Source organism: Escherichia sp. E4736 (assembly GCF_005781225.1).
Taxonomy (GTDB): domain Bacteria; phylum Pseudomonadota; class Gammaproteobacteria; order Enterobacterales; family Enterobacteriaceae; genus Escherichia.
Map to the genome: position 1 here is coordinate 93,333 of NZ_VATT01000018.1, position 17,224 is coordinate 110,556.

At 52.2% G+C, this 17,224-nt stretch carries 13 protein-coding genes and 1 other annotated feature; of the genes, 9 read left to right on the forward strand and 4 right to left on the reverse strand.

Going from position 1 to position 17,224, the window contains the following annotated elements; translation table 11 throughout:
- Window positions 1-527 precede the first annotated feature (527 nt).
- Together acrB and acrA are read right to left on the reverse strand one after the other, a co-directional pair.
- Complete coding sequence (acrB, locus tag FEK46_RS14170; RefSeq protein WP_130206291.1) at window positions 528-3,677, reverse strand: efflux RND transporter permease AcrB; 3,150 nt, start codon at window positions 3,675-3,677, stop codon at window positions 528-530.
- Window positions 3,678-3,699: 22 nt separating this feature from the next.
- Window positions 3,700-4,893, reverse strand: coding sequence for a multidrug efflux RND transporter periplasmic adaptor subunit AcrA (acrA, locus tag FEK46_RS14175; protein WP_130206293.1), 1,194 nt, complete (start codon window positions 4,891-4,893; stop codon window positions 3,700-3,702).
- Window positions 4,894-5,034: 141 nt separating this feature from the next.
- On the opposite strand from acrA, the gene acrR reads away from it, so the two are divergent.
- Together acrR and mscK are read left to right on the forward strand one after the other, a co-directional pair.
- Complete coding sequence (gene acrR / locus FEK46_RS14180; protein ID WP_130206295.1) at window positions 5,035-5,688, forward strand: multidrug efflux transporter transcriptional repressor AcrR; 654 nt, start codon at window positions 5,035-5,037, stop codon at window positions 5,686-5,688.
- A 121-nt stretch (window positions 5,689-5,809) separates the two neighbouring features.
- Window positions 5,810-9,172 carry a mechanosensitive channel MscK gene (mscK, locus tag FEK46_RS14185; RefSeq protein WP_135559995.1) on the forward strand — a complete coding sequence of 1,121 codons (3,363 nt, stop codon included), beginning with the start codon at window positions 5,810-5,812 and terminating at the stop codon, window positions 9,170-9,172.
- A 204-nt stretch (window positions 9,173-9,376) separates the two neighbouring features.
- On the opposite strand, the gene rsmS is transcribed toward mscK, so the two are convergent.
- Entirely contained in the window at window positions 9,377-9,544 is a 168-nt protein-coding gene (gene rsmS, locus FEK46_RS14190) for a pleiotropic regulatory protein RsmS (RefSeq protein WP_000051154.1), read from the reverse strand.
- A 13-nt stretch (window positions 9,545-9,557) separates the two neighbouring features.
- Window positions 9,558-10,085, reverse strand: coding sequence for a primosomal replication protein N'' (gene priC, locus FEK46_RS14195; RefSeq protein ID WP_135559994.1), 528 nt, complete (start codon window positions 10,083-10,085; stop codon window positions 9,558-9,560).
- A gap of 69 nt (window positions 10,086-10,154) precedes the next feature.
- Between priC and FEK46_RS14200 the strand changes: the two genes are divergently transcribed.
- The 7 genes from FEK46_RS14200 to adk all read left to right on the forward strand — a co-directional run bounded on the left by FEK46_RS14200 (window position 10,155) and on the right by adk (window position 17,120).
- Window positions 10,155-10,523 carry a DUF454 family protein gene (locus FEK46_RS14200; RefSeq protein WP_130215613.1) on the forward strand — a complete coding sequence of 123 codons (369 nt, stop codon included), beginning with the start codon at window positions 10,155-10,157 and terminating at the stop codon, window positions 10,521-10,523.
- A 161-nt stretch (window positions 10,524-10,684) separates the two neighbouring features.
- Window positions 10,685-11,236 carry an adenine phosphoribosyltransferase gene (gene apt, locus FEK46_RS14205; protein WP_064529079.1) on the forward strand — a complete coding sequence of 184 codons (552 nt, stop codon included), beginning with the start codon at window positions 10,685-10,687 and terminating at the stop codon, window positions 11,234-11,236.
- Window positions 11,237-11,354: 118 nt separating this feature from the next.
- A complete protein-coding gene (gene dnaX / locus FEK46_RS14210; RefSeq protein ID WP_135559993.1) occupies window positions 11,355-13,286 on the forward strand; it encodes a DNA polymerase III subunit gamma/tau in 1,932 nt (643 codons plus the stop codon).
- Window positions 12,619-12,683 (forward strand) — a sequence feature (DnaX frameshifting element). Its footprint overlaps the gene before it by 65 nt.
- Window positions 13,287-13,338: 52 nt before the next feature.
- A complete protein-coding gene (locus tag FEK46_RS14215; RefSeq protein ID WP_001515903.1) occupies window positions 13,339-13,668 on the forward strand; it encodes a YbaB/EbfC family nucleoid-associated protein in 330 nt (109 codons plus the stop codon).
- Window positions 13,668-14,273: a recombination mediator RecR gene (recR, locus tag FEK46_RS14220; protein WP_130206305.1), complete on the forward strand. Its 606-nt coding sequence runs from the start codon at window positions 13,668-13,670 to the stop codon at window positions 14,271-14,273. The genes FEK46_RS14215 and recR overlap by 1 nt, the downstream gene beginning before the upstream one ends.
- Before the next feature lie 109 nt (window positions 14,274-14,382).
- Window positions 14,383-16,257, forward strand: a complete 1,875-nt coding sequence (gene htpG / locus FEK46_RS14225; RefSeq protein ID WP_000678201.1) for a molecular chaperone HtpG — start codon at window positions 14,383-14,385, stop codon at window positions 16,255-16,257.
- 218 nt (window positions 16,258-16,475) lie between these two features.
- Window positions 16,476-17,120 (forward strand): adenylate kinase, encoded by a 645-nt coding sequence (gene adk, locus FEK46_RS14230; RefSeq protein ID WP_001313630.1) that lies wholly within the window; start codon window positions 16,476-16,478, stop codon window positions 17,118-17,120.
- Window positions 17,121-17,224: the final 104 nt, after the last annotated feature.

Here is a 17,224-nt window from a genome sequence, read left to right on the forward strand (position 1 = left end):
AACGGACACCTTTTGGGATGGAAAACTTACAGACCTGGCCTGCCCTCTCACTTGTTAGATTAACTATAAGCTACTCTTTGGCGGTTTTCATCGTATTATTACGAAAAATTACAATTAGGAGGAGGGGAGGGAAAAGACTCTCTTCCTCATTCCAGCGCTGACGACGTAATGGCTAAAGCACTTTGTCTGATGCTATTCATAACATAATGTAATCAGGATGTTTGAGAGTGATAAAATGGTCTGACGATTTGTCACACTAATACCCAGGATTACTCTGATTATGATGTAATTGACATGAACAAATAAAGAATTGCCGCAAATAATTAAGAATAGCCTCTAGATGCCTGGGGGTTATTAAATCCATCGGTACGACTTAATATAAATTAACTAACAATAAGTATTTTTTATGAATTTTATGCGGCGTTAAAACTAACTTACGTTTGAAATCATTAACTATAAACATTTCAACATTAAGATTACGCGTATAAAAAAGGCCGCTTGCGCGGCCTTAGTGATTACGACGTTAATCAATGATGATCGACTGTATGGTTATGTTCGATATCTTCATTTTTGCGGCTAAAGCGGCGGCGAACCACCACGAAGAACACCGGAACGAAGAAGATAGCCAGTACCGTTGCGGTCACCATCCCGCCCATTACACCAGTACCTACTGCGTTCTGCGCGCCGGAACCAGCACCGGTGCTGATAACCAGCGGCATAACACCGAGGATAAATGCCAGTGAAGTCATCAGGATTGGACGTAAACGCATCCGCACCGCATCCAGAGTTGCTTCAATCAGACCTTTACCTTCTTTATCCATCAAGTCTTTGGCGAATTCGACGATAAGTATCGCGTTCTTCGCCGACAACCCAATGGTTGTGAGCAGGCCCACCTGGAAGTAGACGTCGTTGGTCAGGCCGCGGAAGGTGGCTGCCAGCAACGCACCGATAACCCCCAGCGGCACGACCAGCATAACGGAGAACGGAATCGACCAGCTCTCGTACAATGCCGCCAGACACAGGAACACGACAATCAACGAAATCGCATACAGCGACGGCGCCTGGTTGCCGGAGAGACGTTCCTGATAGGACATCCCCGTCCAGTCGTAGCCAACACCGGTAGGCAGTTTGCTCGCCAGTTGTTCCATCAGCGCCATTGCTTCACCGGTACTCTTACCTGGTGCCGCCTGGCCTAAGATCTCCATGGATGGCAGGCCGTTGTAACGTTCCAGACGCGGCGAACCGTACTCCCAACGCGAAGATGAGAATGCCGAGAACGGCACCATCTGGCCATCAGCAGCACGCACATACCAGTTACCGATATCTTCCGGCAGCATGCGGTATTTTGCTTCTGACATGACGTAAACTTTTTTCACACGACCGCGGTCGATAAAGTCGTTCACGTAGCTGCCGCCCCATGCAGCGCCCAGGGTAGTGTTAATATCGTTAATAGAAACACCCAGTGCCTGAGCTTTCTCCTGGTCGATATCAATCTTGAACTGCGGAGTATCTTCCAGACCGTTTGGACGCACGCTGGTCAACAGATCAGGATGTTTCGCCGCTTCGCCCAGCAGCTGGTTACGCGCTTGAGTCAGTTTTTCGTGACCGAGGCCCGCCTGGTCAATCAGCTCAAAGTCGAAGCCCGTTGCCGTACCCAGTTCCACAATCGCAGGCAGGTTAAAGGCGAAGACCATCGCATCTTTAATCTGCGAGAAAGCGCGCGTTGCACGCGTGGTAATCGCTTCAACTTTGTTTTCATCACCCGGACGGTCAGCCCAGTCCTTCAACGAAACGAACGCAATACCGGTGTTCTGACCACGTCCCGCAAAGCCGAAGCCGTTAACGGCGAATACCGACTCAACGTTGTTCTTCTCTTTGGTCAGATAGTAATCCGTCACCTCATTGAGCACTTTCTGCGTACGTTCCTGCGTCGCACCCGCTGGCAGTTGGACCATGGTCATAAATACACCCTGGTCTTCATCTGGCAAGAAGGAACTTGGCAGACGTACAAACAGATAAGCCATGCCGACCACAATGATCAGATACAGCACCAGATAACGCCCCGTGCTGCGCAGAATACCGCCTACGCTGTCGGTGTAGTGGTGCGTGCTCTTCTCGAACATGCGGTTAAACCAGCCGAAGAAGCCTTTTTTGCCTTCGCCGTGATCGCCTTTAGCGATAGGTTTCAGCATAGTGGCACAAAGTGCCGGAGTCAGGATCAACGCCACCAGCACTGACAGTGCCATTGCCGAAACAATGGTAATGGAGAACTGACGATAGATTGCACCAGTAGAGCCGCCGAAGAAGGCCATCGGGATAAATACCGCCGACAGCACCATCGCGATACCCACCAGTGCGCCCTGAATCTGCCCCATCGACTTACGTGTGGCTTCTTTCGGCGGCAGACCTTCTTCCGCCATCACACGCTCAACGTTTTCTACCACGACGATGGCGTCATCCACCAACAGGCCGATGGCGAGCACCATCCCGAACATCGTTAGCGTGTTTATCGAGAAGCCAAAGGCGGCAAGGACAGCAAAGGTCCCCAGCAATACCACCGGTACGGCAATGGTCGGAATCAACGTCGCGCGGAAGTTCTGCAGGAACAGATACATAACCAGGAACACGAGGATGATCGCTTCGACCAGGGTTTTAACCACTTCGTGAATAGAGATTTTCACGAACGGCGTCGTGTCGTACGGATAAACGATTTTCAGACCTGACGGGAAGAATGGCTCCATCTTCGCCAGTTCAGCACGGATTGCCGCAGCAGTTTCCAGCGCGTTCGCACCGGTTGCCAGCTTGATACCCAGACCAGAAGCCGGTTGTCCGTTAAATTCCGCGATGATGTCGTAGTTCTCACCACCCAGCTCAATCTTCGCCACATCACGCAGCAGCACGCGGGAACCATCCTGATTCACTTTCAGCAGAATTTTGCCGAACTCTTCAGTAGAGGTCAGACGCGTCTGAGCAATAATAGAGGCGTTAAGCTGCTGGCCTTTCACCGGCGGTGTACCGCCGAGCTGACCGGCTGCGACCTGGGCGTTCTGTGCTTTGATAGCGGTAATGACATCAACCGGCGTTAGCTGGTATTTGTTCAACTCATTCGGGTTCATCCAGATACGCATCGCGTACTGTGAACCGAACAGCTGAACGTCACCAACGCCCGACGTACGGCTAATGGCATCTTTCATATTTGCCGCTACGTAGTCGGAGATATCTTCCTGCGTCATGGTGCCGTCAGTGTTGATAACACCGACAACCATCAGGAAGCTGCTGGAAGATTTCTCAACGCTCACCCCTTGCTGCTGTACTTCTTGCGGCAGCAACGGCATCGCCAGTTGCAGTTTGTTCTGCACCTGAACCTGCGCGATATCCGCATCAGTACCAGACTCAAAGGTCAGGGTGATCTGCACAGTACCCGTGGAGTCACTGTTAGAGGACATATACATCAGGTTATCGATACCGTTCATATTCTGTTCGATAACCTGTGTCACCGTGTCCTGCACTGTTTTCGCATCAGCGCCGGGGTAGGAAGCGGAGATCGTGACCGCCGGTGGTGCAATCGTAGGATATTGCGCCACCGGCAGTTTGAGGATCGCCAGCCCCCCTGCCAACATGATAATGATGGCGATCACCCACGCAAAAATCGGGCGATCGATAAAGAAATTAGGCATGTCTTAACGGCTCCTGTTTAAGTTAAGACTTGGACTGTTCAGGCTGAGCACCGCTTGCGGCTTGCTGGTTATTATCAGCGGTAACTTCTTGTGCTTTTACCTGGACACCAGGACGCACTTTCTGCAGCCCACTTATTACTACGCGGTCGCCTGCTTTCAGACCTTCTGTCACCAGCCACTTATCGCCAATAGCCTGGCTTGCGACGATTGGGCGGGTTTCCACTTTGTCATCCGCGCCAACCACCAGAACGGTAGCCTCACCGCGTGGTGTACGAGTTACACCCTGTTGCGGAACTAAAATGGCGTTAGGATTGAGCCCTTCTTCCAGACGAGCGCGCACGAACATACCCGGCAGCAGAGTGTGATCCGGGTTCGGGAAGATAGCGCGTAAAGTGATAGACCCAGTGGTCTGATCGACAGTCACGTCAGAGAACTCCAGCGTACCGTCCTGCGGGAACTTAATGCCGTCGCTGGTGATCAGCGAGACTTTGGCCTTGCCGTTCTCTTGCTTCAGCGTACCGTTTGCCAGTTCCTGTTTCAGACGCAGGAAGTCGTTGCTGGACTGGGTAACATCCACATAGATAGGATCAAGTTGCTGCACGGTTGCCAGCGCAGTCGCCTGACCGTTTTGCACCAGGGCGCCTTCCGTCACGTTTGATTTACCAATACGGCCAGTAATCGGAGAGGTGACTTTGGTGTAAGCCAGATTGATCCGCGCGGTTTCAACAGCCGCTTTTGCCGCAGTGACAGCCGCATTTGCCTGTTGCGCATCGGCCAGCGCCTGATCGTACTCTTGCTTACTGATGTACTGAGTACCCAGCAGTTTCTGGTAACGATTAACAGTCAGTTGCGCGATATTGGCTGCCGCCTGCGCTTTCGCCAGATCGCCTTTTGCACTGTCGTACGCCGCCTGGTAGGTAGCAGGATCAATCTGATAAAGAGAGACACCTGCTTCGATGTCGCTACCCTCTTTGAAATTACGCTTCAGGATAATCCCGCTAACTTGAGGACGAACTTCTGCGATCCGGAAAGCACTGGTGCGGCCCGGAAGCTCGGTTGTGATCTGCAGAGGTTCAGTTTTGACTGTTACTACCCCAACGGCGGGCATCTGCTGGCCACCTTGTTGGGCCTGTTTGTCGTCACATCCTGTAAGCGCTAAGCTGCCTGAGAGCATCAGAACGATCGCCAGAGGCGTAAACCCTCTGTTTTTGTTCATATGTAAACCTCGAGTGTCCGATTTCAAATTGGTCAATGGTCAAAAGTCGATAAACCCATTGCTGCGTTTATATTATCGTCGTGCTATGGTACATACATTCATAAATGTATGTAAATCTAACGCCTGTAAATTCACTAACATATGGCACGAAAAACCAAACAAGAAGCGCAAGAAACGCGTCAACACATCCTCGATGTGGCGCTACGTCTTTTCTCACAGCAGGGGGTATCATCCACCTCACTGGGAGAGATTGCAAAAGCGGCAGGCGTTACGCGCGGTGCAATCTACTGGCATTTTAAAGACAAGTCGGATTTGTTCAGTGAGATCTGGGAGCTGTCAGAGTCCAATATTGGTGAACTAGAGCTTGAGTATCAGGCAAAATTCCCTGACGATCCACTCTCAGTTTTAAGAGAAATACTAATTCATGTGCTTGAATCGACGGTGACGGAAGAACGGCGTCGATTATTAATGGAGATTATTTTCCACAAATGCGAGTTTGTCGGAGAAATGGCGGTTGTCCAACAGGCACAACGAAATCTCTGTCTGGAAAGTTATGAACGTATAGAACAAACGTTAAGACATTGTATTGAAAAGAAATTATTACCAACCAATTTAATGACGCGCCGTGCGGCGATAATTATGCGCGGTTATATTTCCGGCCTGATGGAAAACTGGCTGTTTGCACCGCAATCTTTTGATCTCAAAAAAGAAGCCCGCGATTACGTAGCCATCTTGTTGGAAATGTATCTTCTTTGCCCGACTCTTCGTACTCCCGCCGCCAACGAAAAATCCTGAATCAGACTCCAGGATTTATCCTGGACATTTTCGCTGTTGCTATTCTGGCTCTCTACACCGTGATATTCTAGCCACCCGACTCGTTCAGGTCGTTCTTCAGGTTCAGAAACCTTCATTCATCATGACTATGTTCCAGTATTACAAACGATCACGGCATTTTGTTTTTTCAGCATTTATTGCTTTTGTTCTTGTCTTGTTATGCCAGAACACGGCGTTTGCGCGGGCGTCATCGAATGGTGATCTACCGACGAAAGCAGACCTGCAGGCACAACTTGACTCACTGAATAAACAAAAAGATCTTTCTGCCCAGGACAAGCTGGTGCAGCAAGATATTACTGACACGTTAGCCACCCTCGAGAAAATCGATCGCATAAAAGACGAAACGGTGCAATTACGGCAAAAAGTTGCCGAAGCGCCAGAGAAAATGCGTCAAGCGACCGCAGCGTTAACTGCGCTCAACGATGTGGATAACGACGAAGAAACCCGCAAAATTCTGAGTACGCTATCGTTGCGCCAGTTGGAGTTACGTGTCTCCCAGGCGCTGGACGATTTGCAGAATGCACAAAATGATCTGGCTTCTTATAACAGCCAGTTAGTTTCGTTACAGACGCAGCCTGAACGCGTGCAAAATGCGATGTATACCGCCTCGCAGCAATTGCAACAAATTCGCAGCCGCCTGGATGGAACCGAGGTCGGCGAAGCCGCCTTACGTCCCAGCCAGAAAGTGTTAATGCAGGCGCAGCAGGCTTTGCTGAATGCCGAGATTGACCAACAGCGTAAAAGCCTGGAAGGGAACACAGTCTTACAGGATACCCTGCAAAAGCAGCGTGATTACGTGACGGCGAACAGTACGCGACTTGAACATCAGCTACAACTGTTGCAGGAGGCGGTGAACAGCAAGCGCCTGACATTAACCGAAAAAACGGCGCAGGAAGCCGTTACCCCGGATGAAGCTGCGCGTATTCAGGCTAATCCGCTGGTGAAGCAGGAGCTGGAAATAAACCAGCAATTAAGCCAGCGTCTGATTACCGCTACCGAAAACGGTAATGTCCTGATGCAGCAAAACATCAAAGTCAAAAACTGGCTGGAGCGGGCGCTGCAATCGGAACGTAACATCAAAGAGCAGATTTCTGTCCTGAAGGGCAGTCTGCTGCTTTCACGCATTCTTTATCAGCAACAACAAACGCTGCCCTCGGCGGATGAACTGGAAAATATGACCAACCGCATCGCGGACTTGCGTCTCGAACAGTTTGAAGTCAACCAGCAACGTGACGCGCTGTTCCAGAGCGATGCGTTCGTCAGCAAGCTGGAAGAAGGTCACGCCAACGAAGTCAACAGCGAAGTTCACGATGCGTTATTGCAAGTGGTTGATATGCGTCGCGAACTGTTGGATCAGCTTAACAAACAGTTGGGTAACCAGCTGATGATGGCCATTAACCTGCAAATCAACCAGCAGCAGTTAATGAGCGTATCGAAAAACCTGAAATCCATCCTGACTCAGCAAATTTTTTGGGTGAACAGTAACCGTCCGATGGACTGGGACTGGATCAAAGCGTTCCCGCAAACCCTGAAAGATGAGTTTAAATCGATGAAAATTACGGTGAACTGGGAAAAAGCCTGGCCCGCCGTATTTATCGCTTTCCTTGCCGGTTTGCCGCTGCTGTTGATTGCAGGGCTGATTCACTGGCGTTTAGGCTGGCTGAAAGCATATCAACAAAAACTGGCTTCGGCGGTAGGTTCCCTGCGTAACGATAGCCAGCTCAATACGCCAAAAGCGATTCTTATTGATCTGATCCGCGCACTGCCGGTGTGCCTGATTATTCTCGCTGTCGGCCTGATTCTACTGACGATGCAACTCAACATCAGTGAATTATTGTGGTCGTTCAGCAAAAAACTGGCGATTTTCTGGCTGGTGTTTGGCCTGTGCTGGAAAGTGCTGGAGAAAAACGGTGTTGCCGTGCGTCACTTTGGTATGCCGGAACAGCAGACCAGCCACTGGCGTCGGCAAATTGTCCGCATCAGCCTCGCGTTGCTGCCGATCCATTTCTGGTCTGTGGTGGCAGAACTTTCCCCGCTGCATCTGATGGATGATGTGCTGGGGCAGGCGATGATTTTCTTCAACCTGCTGCTGATTGCCTTCCTGGTGTGGCCGATGTGCCGCGAAAGCTGGCGTGATAAAGAGTCGCACACCATGCGACTGGTCACCATTACCGTGCTGTCGATTATCCCGATTGTGCTGATGGTGCTGACCGCTACAGGTTACTTCTACACCACGCTTCGCCTCTCCGGGCGTTGGATTGAAACCGTTTATCTGGTGATCATCTGGAACCTGCTCTACCAGACAGTATTGCGCGGTTTAAGCGTAGCGGCGCGGCGTATCGCCTGGCGTCGTGCGCTGGCGCGTCGGCAGAATCTGGTGAAAGAGGGCGCAGAAGGTGCCGAACCGCCGGAAGAACCCACCATCGCGCTGGAGCAGGTTAACCAACAGACGCTGCGTATTACCATGTTGCTGATGTTTGCGCTGTTCGGTGTCATGTTCTGGGCAATTTGGTCCGATTTGATCACCGTGTTCAGCTATCTCGACAGCATCACGCTCTGGCATTACAACGGCACTGAAGCTGGCGCTGCGGTGGTGAAAAACGTCACCATGGGCAGTCTGTTGTTTGCGATTATCGTCTCAATGGTGGCCTGGGCGTTGATTCGCAACCTGCCTGGTTTGCTGGAAGTGCTGGTGCTGTCGCGCCTGAACATGCGCCAGGGGGCATCGTATGCCATCACCACTATCCTTAACTACATCATCATTGCCGTTGGTGCGATGATGGTGTTCGGATCGCTGGGAGTCTCGTGGGATAAACTCCAGTGGCTGGCAGCAGCATTATCCGTAGGTCTTGGTTTTGGCTTACAGGAGATCTTCGGTAACTTTGTCTCCGGTTTGATCATCTTGTTCGAACGTCCGGTGCGCATTGGCGATACGGTAACCATTGGTACCTACTCTGGGACGGTCAGTAAGATCCGTATTCGTGCGACAACGATTACCGATTTCGATCGCAAAGAAGTGATCATCCCGAACAAAGCGTTTGTTACCGAGCGTCTGATTAACTGGTCGTTGACTGATACCACCACGCGTCTGGTGATCCGTCTGGGCGTGGCCTATGGCTCCGATCTGGAAAAAGTCCGCAGAGTCCTGCTCCAGGCAGCGACTGAGCATCCAAGGGTGATGCACGAGCCAATGCCAGAAGTCTTCTTTACTGCATTTGGCGCCAGCACGCTGGATCACGAACTGCGCTTGTATGTTCGTGAACTGCGCGACCGTAGCCGCACCGTCGATGAACTGAACCGTACTATCGATCAGTTATGCCGTGAAAACGACATCAACATTGCCTTTAACCAGCTTGAAGTGCATTTGCATAACGAGAAGGGCGATGAAGTGACGGAAGTGAAACGTGACTACAAAGGTGACGATCCGACGCCTGCGGTAGGATAATAACGAAAGGGGCGGCATTTAGTTGCCCCCGAGATTGCTGACAAAGTGCGCGTTGTTCATGCCGGATGCGGCGTGACCGCCTTATCCGGCCTACGAAACCGCGAAAATTCAATATATTGCAGGAGCGGTGTAGGCCTGATAAGCGTAGCGCATCAGGCAGTTTTGCGTTTGCCCGCAATCTTAGGGGACATTTAGCGGCCCCTTTTATTTATCACTTTTCGCCTCATCATCCCGCGTTAATTTCTTTTCATAATCACGCTTTACAATATCCAGCGCGCGCAGCACGGTGCTGGCAGGGATTTGATTTTCTTCCAGTAGCACAATTAAATCGACGGCCAGTTTGACATCGTCAGGGGCATTTTCCAGTGACATACTTTCTCCATTGTTAGCGGGTTAAACGCGCTAACCTGTTTTCGATTTTTTCCAACGCATGACGGCAACGCGCCAGGCGCGCTTCATAGGCTTCCACTTCACGATGTAGCGTTTGCTGTTCCACGAGATCGGTCGCCCGCACCAGACGGGCTTTACGTTCGGCAACCATTTCACGTAGCCGTCGTTCAAACTCCTGATGCTGAATACGTTTACGCTGCCAGCGGGCAATTTTTGGTGGTGCGCTATCCCACTCGCGTAGCGACCAGGCTGCGGCTTCACGCGCGATGGCTTCCAGTTGTGCCGCCAGATGTTCTGCCAGCCAGGCGACTTGCGGCAGTTGCTGTTGCTCAACCGCATGGCGAAGCGCTGACAAATTATCTCCCGCTTCTTCCAGGTACGCCTGTAACGTTGTCGCACGGGTCTGAAAAAGGTGCCTGTCGAAACGGGCGCTTAACGTGGCGAACTGCGCCACCGGGGCGCAACGCTGGCGCAGCGTAACAAGCTGACTTTCCAGTTTTTCCAGCAGCAGGGCAGTTTTCACGATAAGACCTCAATGAAAATGATAATTGTTATGCTAAAGTAGCCACTCTGTATGCTGACTACACATAATATGCAACGAATCATTTTAATCATCATTGGCTGGCTGGCGGTAGTGTTGGGTACGCTGGGCGTGGTATTACCGGTATTGCCGACGACGCCATTTATCCTGCTGGCCGCCTGGTGCTTTGCCCGTTCATCGCCGCGCTTCCACGCCTGGTTGCTGTACCGTTCATGGTTTGGCAGCTATTTACGCTTCTGGCAGAAATATCATGCAATGCCACGCGGCGCAAAGCCTCGGGCGATATGCATTATTTTACTGACTTTTGCTATTTCACTTTGGTTCGTCCATATGACGTGGGTGCGGATTCTGTTATTGGTGATCCTCGGCTGTTTGCTGATTTTTATGTGGCGAATCCCGGTGATTGATGAAAAGCAATAAAAACGGCAAAGCACAACAATCGCTGTTGCAATTATCGCCCACAGCCAGTACATTCTGGCGTTTTCGAGCACAGGCGCAGGCGGTCAAAGGTTAAACAACTGTTACTTTTGACTCGTTTAAAACGCGCCGTGAGTACCACCGTAACAAGCAGGCATACACTTATGACCGCGACTGCACAGCAGCTTGAGTATCTCAAAAATAGCATCAAAAGCATTCAGGACTACCCGAAACCCGGCATTCTTTTCCGCGATGTCACCAGCTTACTGGAAGACCCGAAAGCTTACGCTCTCAGCATCGATTTACTGGTTGAGCGTTACAAAAATGCGGGCATTACCAAAGTTGTCGGCACTGAAGCTCGTGGCTTCTTGTTCGGCGCTCCGGTAGCATTGGGTCTGGGCGTTGGTTTTGTGCCGGTACGTAAACCAGGCAAACTGCCGCGCGAAACTATCAACGAATCTTATGAACTGGAATACGGCACCGATAAGCTGGAAATCCACGTTGATGCCATTAAACCTGGCGACAAAGTGCTGGTGGTTGATGATTTGCTGGCAACAGGCGGCACCATTGAAGCGACGGTTAAACTGATCCGCCGTTTAGGTGGTGAAGTTACTGACGCTGCGTTCATCATTAATCTGTTCGATCTTGGCGGCGAACAGCGCCTCGAAAAGCAGGGCATTACCTGTTATAGCCTTGTCCCGTTCCCGGGCCATTAATTTTCGCCAGCCCACGTCATGGGCAGCACAAGTTGTACATTCAGCCTCGCCGTTCTGACGGGGCTGTGTTAGCATTACCCCTTCGTGAATCCACCTTCCAGCGTTTCAGAGCCTGCCAATGAGTTATCAGGTCTTAGCCCGAAAATGGCGCCCACAAACCTTTGCTGACGTCGTCGGCCAGGAACATGTGCTGACCGCACTGGCGAACGGCTTGTCGTTAGGGCGTATTCATCATGCTTATCTTTTTTCCGGCACCCGTGGCGTCGGAAAAACCTCTATCGCCCGACTGCTGGCGAAGGGGCTAAACTGCGAAACCGGCATTACCGCGACGCCGTGCGGCGTATGCGATAACTGCCGTGAAATCGAGCAGGGGCGCTTTGTCGATTTGATTGAAATCGACGCCGCCTCGCGCACTAAAGTTGAAGATACCCGCGACCTGCTGGATAACGTTCAGTACGCTCCGGCGCGTGGTCGTTTTAAAGTCTATCTGATCGACGAAGTGCATATGCTGTCGCGTCACAGCTTTAACGCACTGTTAAAAACCCTTGAAGAGCCGCCAGAGCACGTCAAGTTCCTGCTGGCGACGACCGATCCGCAGAAATTGCCAGTGACGATTTTGTCACGCTGTCTGCAATTCCATCTTAAGGCGCTGGATGTCGAGCAAATTCGCCACCAGCTTGAGCACATCCTCAACGAAGAACATATCGCTCACGAGCCACGCGCACTGCAACTGCTGGCGCGCGCCGCCGAAGGCAGTTTGCGAGATGCCTTAAGTCTGACCGACCAGGCGATTGCTAGCGGCGACGGCCAGGTTTCGACCCAGTCAGTAAGCGCGATGCTTGGCACGCTTGACGACGATCAGGCGCTGTCGCTGGTTGAAGCGATGGTCGAGGCCAACGGCGAGCGCGTAATGGCGCTGATTAATGAAGCTGCTGCCCGTGGTATCGAGTGGGAAGCGTTGTTGGTGGAAATGCTCGGCCTGTTGCACCGCATTGCGATGGTACAACTTTCGCCTGCTGCACTTGGCAACGACATGGCCGCCATCGAGTTGCGGATGCGTGAACTTGCGCGCACCATACCGCCGACGGATATTCAGCTTTACTATCAGACGCTGTTGATTGGTCGCAAAGAATTACCGTATGCGCCGGACCGCCGCATGGGCGTTGAGATGACACTGCTGCGCGCGCTGGCGTTCCATCCGCGTATGCCGCTGCCTGAGCCAGAAGTGCCACGCCAGTCCTTTGCGCCCGTCGCGCCAACGGCAGTAATGACGCCAACCCAGGTGCCGCCGCAACCGCAACCAGCGCCGCAGCAGGCACCGACTGTACCGCTCTCAGAAACCACCAGCCAGGTGCTGGCGGCGCGTCAGCAACTGCAGCGCGCTCAGGGAGCAACCAAAGCAAAAAAGAGTGAACCGGCAGCCGCTACCCGCGCGCGGCCGGTGAATAACGCTGCGCTGGAAAGACTGGCTTCGGTCACCGATCGCGTTCAGTCGCGTCCTGTGCCATCGGCGCTGGAAAAAGCGCCAGCCAAAAAAGAAGCGTATCGCTGGAAGGCGACCACCCCAGTGATGCAGCAAAAAGAAGTGGTCGCCACGCCGAAGGCGCTAAAAAAAGCGCTGGAACATGAAAAAACGCCGGAACTGGCGGCGAAGCTGGCGGCAGAAGCCATTGAGCGCGACCCGTGGGCGGCACAGGTGAGCCAACTATCGCTACCCAAACTGGTCGAGCAGGTGGCGTTAAATGCCTGGAAAGAGGAGAGCGACAACGCTGTATGCCTGCATTTGCGCTCCTCTCAGCGGCATTTGAATAACCGCGGCGCACAGCAAAAACTGGCTGAAGCGTTGAGCGCGTTAAAAGGTTCAACGGTTGAACTGACTATCGTTGAAGATGATAATCCCGCGGTGCGTACGCCGCTGGAGTGGCGTCAGGCGATATACGAAGAAAAACTTGCGCAGGCGCGCGAGTCCATTATTGCGGATAATAATATTCAGACCCTGCGTCGATTCTTTGATGCAGAGCTGGATGAAGAAAGTATCCGCCCCATTTGATCGTAAGCACTGCTTACGATCGTCATCCTTAACGTGATTGAGAGAGAAACCTATGTTTGGTAAAGGCGGTCTGGGCAACCTGATGAAGCAAGCCCAGCAGATGCAAGAAAAAATGCAGCAGATGCAGGAAGAAATCGCGAAGCTAGAAGTGACTGGCGAATCCGGCGCAGGTCTGGTGAAAGTGACCATCAATGGCGCTCACAACTGCCGTCGCGTAGAGATCGACCCGAGCCTGCTGGAAGACGACAAAGAGATGCTGGAAGATTTGGTCGCTGCGGCATTCAACGACGCAGCGCGTCGCATCGAAGAAACCCAGAAAGAAAAAATGGCCTCTGTTTCCTCCGGAATGCAGCTGCCGCCAGGCTTTAAGATGCCGTTCTGATGCAAACCAGCCCGCTGTTAACACAGCTTATGGAAGCACTGCGCTGTCTGCCGGGCGTTGGCCCGAAGTCGGCGCAGCGTATGGCGTTCACGCTGCTTCAGCGCGATCGTAGCGGCGGGATGCGTCTGGCGCAGGCGCTCACCCGGGCGATGTCGGAAATCGGCCACTGCGCCGATTGTCGGACCTTCACTGAACAGGAAGTCTGTAACATCTGTTCAAATCCGCGTCGTCAGGAAAACGGTCAAATCTGCGTGGTGGAGAGTCCGGCGGACATCTACGCCATTGAGCAGACTGGGCAGTTTTCCGGTCGTTATTTTGTGTTGATGGGGCATCTGTCACCGCTGGACGGCATCGGCCCGGATGATATCGGACTTGATCGCCTGGAACAGCGTCTGGCGGCAGAAAAAATCACCGAAGTGATCCTCGCCACCAACCCGACGGTCGAAGGTGAAGCCACCGCTAACTACATTGCCGAGCTTTGCGCACAATATGACGTGGAAGCCAGCCGAATCGCTCATGGCGTACCGGTTGGCGGCGAGCTGGAAATGGTCGATGGCACCACGCTGTCACACTCCCTTGCCGGGCGTCATAAGATTCGTTTTTAAGCAAACGAGAGCAGGATCACCTGCTCTCGCTTGAAATTATCCTTCCTTGTCCCCATTTACCCCTCATCCTATTTTTAACCTTAAAATGGCATTATTGAGGTAGACCTACATGAAAGGACAAGAAACTCGTGGTTTTCAGTCAGAAGTGAAACAGCTTCTGCACCTGATGATCCATTCTCTGTATTCCAATAAAGAAATCTTCCTGCGTGAGCTTATCTCTAACGCCTCCGATGCGGCGGACAAGCTGCGTTTCCGCGCGCTCTCTAACCCGGATCTGTACGAAGGTGACGGCGAACTGCGCGTTCGTGTTTCTTTCGATAAAGACAAGCGCACGCTGACCATCTCCGATAACGGCGTGGGGATGACCCGCGACGAAGTGATTGACCATCTGGGGACTATCGCTAAATCCGGCACCAAATCATTCCTCGAATCCCTGGGCTCTGACCAGGCAAAAGACAGCCAGCTGATCGGTCAGTTCGGTGTTGGTTTCTACTCTGCGTTTATCGTGGCCGATAAAGTGACCGTGCGTACTCGTGCGGCGGGCGAAAAACCAGAAAACGGCGTGTTCTGGGAATCGGCTGGTGAAGGTGAATACACCGTTGCCGACATCACCAAAGAAGATCGTGGTACTGAAATCACCCTGCATCTGCGTGAAGGCGAAGACGAGTTCCTCGATGACTGGCGCGTGCGTTCCATCATCAGCAAATACTCCGACCATATCGCGCTGCCGGTAGAGATCGAAAAACGCGAAGAGAAAGACGGCGAAACCGTTATCTCCTGGGAGAAAATCAACAAAGCGCAGGCGCTGTGGACCCGTAACAAGTCGGAAATCACCGATGAAGAGTACAAAGAGTTCTACAAACACATCGCCCACGACTTTAACGATCCGCTGACCTGGAGCCACAACCGCGTTGAAGGTAAGCAGGAGTACACCAGCCTGCTGTACATTCCGTCGCAGGCACCGTGGGATATGTGGAACCGCGATCATAAACACGGTCTGAAACTGTACGTCCAGCGTGTGTTCATCATGGACGACGCAGAACAGTTCATGCCGAACTATCTGCGCTTCGTGCGTGGTCTGATTGACTCCAGCGATCTGCCGCTGAACGTTTCCCGTGAAATCCTCCAGGACAGCACAGTCACGCGTAACCTGCGCAATGCGCTGACCAAGCGTGTGCTGCAAATGCTGGAAAAACTGGCGAAAGACGACGCGGAAAAATACCAGACCTTCTGGCAACAGTTTGGCCTGGTACTGAAAGAAGGTCCGGCGGAAGATTTCGCTAACCAGGAAGCGATCGCCAAACTGCTGCGTTTTGCGTCTACCCATACCGATTCTTCTGCGCAGACCGTGTCTCTGGAAGACTACGTTTCCCGCATGAAAGAAGGGCAGGAGAAAATCTACTACATCACCGCAGACAGCTATGCGGCGGCGAAGAGCAGCCCGCACCTGGAACTGCTGCGTAAGAAAGGCATCGAAGTTCTGCTGCTTTCCGACCGCATCGATGAGTGGATGATGAACTATCTGACTGAGTTCGACGGTAAACCGTTCCAGTCGGTGTCTAAAGTTGATGAATCGCTGGAAAAACTGGCTGATGAAGTCGATGAAAGTGCGAAAGAAGCGGAAAAAGCACTGACTCCATTCATCGACCGTGTGAAAGCCCTGCTCGGCGAGCGCGTGAAAGATGTCCGTCTGACTCACCGTCTGACCGATACGCCAGCGATTGTTTCTACCGACGCGGACGAAATGAGCACCCAGATGGCTAAACTGTTCGCCGCAGCGGGCCAGAAAGTGCCAGAAGTGAAATACATCTTCGAACTGAACCCGGATCACGTACTGGTGAAACGTGCTGCAGATACTGAAGATGAAGCCAAGTTCAGCGAGTGGGTAGAACTGCTGCTGGATCAGGCGCTGCTGGCAGAACGCGGTACGCTGGAAGATCCGAACCTGTTTATTCGTCGTATGAACCAGTTACTGGTTTCCTGATGTAATGCCGGATGAATTTTATCCGGCATACAGCTGAATGTGGTGCCGGATGACCTTCGTGTCATCCGGCATTTTTCTTTTCATCCTCTGCACTTTCCGCAAATTATCTCACCATTAACCGTTTCAGCCCCGGGCGCCTTTCTTGAGGCAATCGCCTGTTGGTGGTATCGTTTATCGCTTTTTCAAAAAATTCGACACAATTTAAGGGGATTTTCGCAATGCGTATCATTCTGCTTGGCGCTCCGGGCGCGGGGAAAGGGACTCAGGCTCAGTTCATCATGGAGAAATATGGTATTCCGCAAATCTCCACTGGCGATATGCTGCGTGCCGCAGTCAAATCTGGCTCCGAGCTGGGTAAACAGGCTAAAGACATTATGGACGCTGGCAAACTGGTCACCGATGAACTGGTGATCGCGCTGGTTAAAGAGCGCATTGCTCAGGAAGATTGCCGTAATGGTTTCCTGTTGGACGGCTTCCCGCGTACCATTCCGCAGGCAGACGCGATGAAAGAAGCGGGCATCAATGTTGATTACGTTCTGGAATTCGACGTGCCGGACGAACTGATCGTTGATCGTATCGTGGGCCGCCGCGTTCACGCGCCGTCTGGTCGTGTATATCACGTTAAATTCAATCCGCCGAAAGTAGAAGGCAAAGACGACGTGACTGGTGAAGAGCTGACTACTCGTAAAGACGATCAGGAAGAAACCGTACGTAAACGTCTGGTTGAATACCATCAGATGACTGCACCGCTGATTGGCTACTACTCCAAAGAAGCAGAAGCGGGTAACACCAAATACGCGAAAGTTGACGGCACCAAACCGGTTGCTGAAGTTCGCGCGGCTCTGGAAAAAATCCTCGGCTAATCAAGCCGCAGCAGATCTGCTCTCGGGCAGGTCTGCGTATCCTCCTCAGGCCAGGCCTCTCACAGCAATTAGTTCTTCTTCCTCACTTTTCCGCTACAATTATC

Bases quoted from the DNA above. Each gene is read 5' to 3' on its own strand.
- adk (WP_001313630.1), top strand. From the start codon at position 16,476: ATGCGTATCATTCTGCTTGGCGCTCCGGGCGCGGGGAAAGGGACTCAG.
- FEK46_RS14215 (WP_001515903.1), top strand. From the start codon at position 13,339: ATGTTTGGTAAAGGCGGTCTGGGCAACCTGATGAAGCAAGCCCAGCAG.
- FEK46_RS14200 (WP_130215613.1), top strand. From the start codon at position 10,155: ATGCAACGAATCATTTTAATCATCATTGGCTGGCTGGCGGTAGTGTTG.
- acrR (WP_130206295.1), top strand. From the start codon at position 5,035: ATGGCACGAAAAACCAAACAAGAAGCGCAAGAAACGCGTCAACACATC.
- acrB (WP_130206291.1), bottom strand. From the start codon at position 3,677: ATGCCTAATTTCTTTATCGATCGCCCGATTTTTGCGTGGGTGATCGCC.
- acrA (WP_130206293.1), bottom strand. From the start codon at position 4,893: ATGAACAAAAACAGAGGGTTTACGCCTCTGGCGATCGTTCTGATGCTC.
- htpG (WP_000678201.1), top strand. From the start codon at position 14,383: ATGAAAGGACAAGAAACTCGTGGTTTTCAGTCAGAAGTGAAACAGCTT.
- rsmS (WP_000051154.1), bottom strand. From the start codon at position 9,544: ATGTCACTGGAAAATGCCCCTGACGATGTCAAACTGGCCGTCGATTTA.
- dnaX (WP_135559993.1), top strand. From the start codon at position 11,355: ATGAGTTATCAGGTCTTAGCCCGAAAATGGCGCCCACAAACCTTTGCT.
- apt (WP_064529079.1), top strand. From the start codon at position 10,685: ATGACCGCGACTGCACAGCAGCTTGAGTATCTCAAAAATAGCATCAAA.
- mscK (WP_135559995.1), top strand. From the start codon at position 5,810: ATGACTATGTTCCAGTATTACAAACGATCACGGCATTTTGTTTTTTCA.
- recR (WP_130206305.1), top strand. From the start codon at position 13,668: ATGCAAACCAGCCCGCTGTTAACACAGCTTATGGAAGCACTGCGCTGT.